Origin of the sequence: Xenorhabdus bharatensis (assembly GCF_037996705.1) — a bacterium.
In the GTDB taxonomy this organism is placed as follows: Bacteria; Pseudomonadota; Gammaproteobacteria; order Enterobacterales; family Enterobacteriaceae; genus Xenorhabdus; species Xenorhabdus bharatensis.
The window spans coordinates 1-2,217 of sequence record NZ_JBBMXG010000046.1 but is presented as its reverse complement, the minus strand read 5'-3'; the positions used below and the strand labels follow the sequence as shown (position 1 = coordinate 2,217).

1 protein-coding gene and 2 pseudogenes are annotated in these 2,217 nt (G+C 56.3%); 2 read left to right on the top strand and 1 reads right to left on the bottom strand.

Annotated features, from left to right (window positions below; translation table 11 throughout):
* Window positions 1-1,786 (top strand): annotated as a pseudogene (locus tag AAC855_RS21055) (toprim domain-containing protein); the annotation flags it as partial.
* Here the strand turns inward: AAC855_RS21055 and AAC855_RS21050 are convergent.
* Window positions 1,776-1,958 (bottom strand): hypothetical protein, encoded by a 183-nt coding sequence (locus AAC855_RS21050; protein WP_340612098.1) that lies wholly within the window; start codon window positions 1,956-1,958, stop codon window positions 1,776-1,778. The pseudogene AAC855_RS21055 and the gene AAC855_RS21050 sit on opposite strands and share 11 nt — an antisense overlap.
* 52 nt (window positions 1,959-2,010) lie before the next feature.
* Here AAC855_RS21050 and AAC855_RS21045 point away from each other — a divergent pair.
* A pseudogene (locus tag AAC855_RS21045) lies at window positions 2,011-2,217 on the top strand (site-specific tyrosine recombinase XerC); the annotation flags it as partial.

The following is a 2,217-nucleotide window of genomic DNA, read 5'->3' as shown; positions in this document are numbered from 1 at the left end:
TGAACTCCGGCAGGTGCATATCGCCTATGACAATGACAAGGCGGGCAATGAAGCGGCGGCAACACTGGCGGCAGAGTTGCAACTGATGGGGCTGGATGTTTGGCGGGTGGTATTCCCGGAAGGCCGCGATGCCAATCGGTTTAGCTGCGAAGTGGCAAACCCGGAAAATGCCTTCGGTCAGTTACTTGAATCCGCGCAATGGCTTGGTGAACCCACGAAAACACCGCTGTCAGACCAAAATGCTGCCATTGCCGTCCCCGTCTCTACGGCGGCCTTAGTGCCAGAACCGGGCGTGGTGACAACGCTTGAGGCCAACGGGGATATCGTTATCCGGCAGGACGGGCAGGAATGGCGTCTGCGCGGTGTACCCCCGAAAATCGGTGCGGTCATGAAAATCAACGTACAGTTACTGGATAGAAACAGCGGAGCGCTGTTCGTGGACAGCCTCGATATCCTGAGCGCCCGTGCGCGGACAGGGTTCGTGCGTCAAGCCGCGCAGGAACTGGCGTTACCGGATACGCTGATCAAGCGTGAACTGGGGCGGGTGTTACTGGTGCTGGAGCAACGTTCTTGGATGGCAGCAGAAACGGAACACACCGCCAACTCCCTGAATGCCGATGAGCAGCAGGCTGCCCTGACGTTATTGCAAGATCCCCAACTCATCAGCCGTATCACCGCGGATTTAGCCGCCTGCGGCGTGGTCGGTGAATCGACTAATCTGTTGGCCGCTTATCTGGCCGCGGTGAGCCGAAAATTACCCAAACCGTTAGCCGTCCTGATCCAGAGCAGCAGCGCCGCCGGCAAGAGCAGCCTGATGGATGCCGTCTTGAACCTGATCCCCGAAGAAGAACGCATCCAGTACAGCGCCATGACCGGGCAAAGCCTGTTCTACCTCGGTGAAACCAATCTCCAGCACAAAATATTAGCCATCGCGGAAGAAGAAGGGGTGCGGCAGGCTGCCTATGCGCTCAAGCTGTTGCAGTCGGACGGTGAGCTGACCATGGCAAGCACGGGCAAGGATGAAGCGACCGGAAACCTGGTCACCAAAAGCTACACCGTCAAAGGCCCGGTGATGCTGATGTTAACGACGACCGCCATTGATGTGGATGAAGAATTACTGAACCGCTGTCTGGTGCTGACGGTGAACGAATCCCGCGAGCAGACCGAAGCGATCCACGCCCTGCAACGGCAGAAGCAAACGCTCGAAGGCTTGTTGGCCGAGAATGAGCGCGACTATCTGACGGCGCTTCACCAGAACGTGCAGCGGCTACTTAAGCCGCTGAATGTGGTCAATCCGTATGCCAGCCAGCTCACCTTTATGTCAGACAAAACCCGCACCCGCCGTGACCATATGAAATATCTCACCCTGATCCAGAGTATCGCCTTGTTGCACCAGTACCAGCGGGACATCAAAACCGCTGAGCATCGTGGCAAGCGGCTTGAATATATCGAAGTCAGCAAAGACGATATCAAATTAGCCAACCAGCTTGCGCATGAAATCTTAGGCCGGACGCTCGACGAAATGCCGCCACAGACCCGTAAGTTACTGCTGCTGATACAGGCATGGATACGGGACAGCGGTCAGCCACGGCATGAGAGGATTTTTACCCGCAAGCAGTTGCGCGATGCGGTGCAATGGGGCGATACGCAACTGAAAGTGCACCTGTCCCGGCTGGTTGAAATGGAATATCTGCTGTTGCACCGGCGCGGGCTGACGTTCGCCTATGAACTGCTGTTTGACGGCGACGACAGCGACACCGCGTACCTGTGCGGCCTTATCGTGCCGTGACAGGGCAGGTATGACTTTCTCCGGTCGGGGTCAATCCATCAGCGGTCGCCCCCCGGTCGGGGTTCAGTCGGCGGGCGGTCGGCATAGCAACATCATCGCAAAGGCAGACACAGAAAGGCTTCACCGAAAAGCGGTCGGACAACCTCAAAAAACACGGTTCCCACCACATGAATTTATCCCATCGTAACCACAGTGCTTCTCACACAGACAGAGGGCTTCTCATGGCATCGATTACACTCAGACAACATATCCAGAATTACATTGAACACCTAGATACCCTGCGTTATACGCGGGACACCCGGCTACACTATCAGTCGAATCTGATGCAGTTCGTCCGTTGGTGTGATGAACGGGGGATCATCACGGCGCAACAGGTGAGTTTCGCCCAGCTGGAAAGCTGGCAACGTTATCTGTCAGCGCAAAAGAAT

Coding starts and splice junctions, on each gene's coding strand:
- AAC855_RS21050 (WP_340612098.1), bottom strand. CDS start 1,958: ATGTGGTGGGAACCGTGTTTTTTGAGGTTGTCCGACCGCTTTTCGGTG.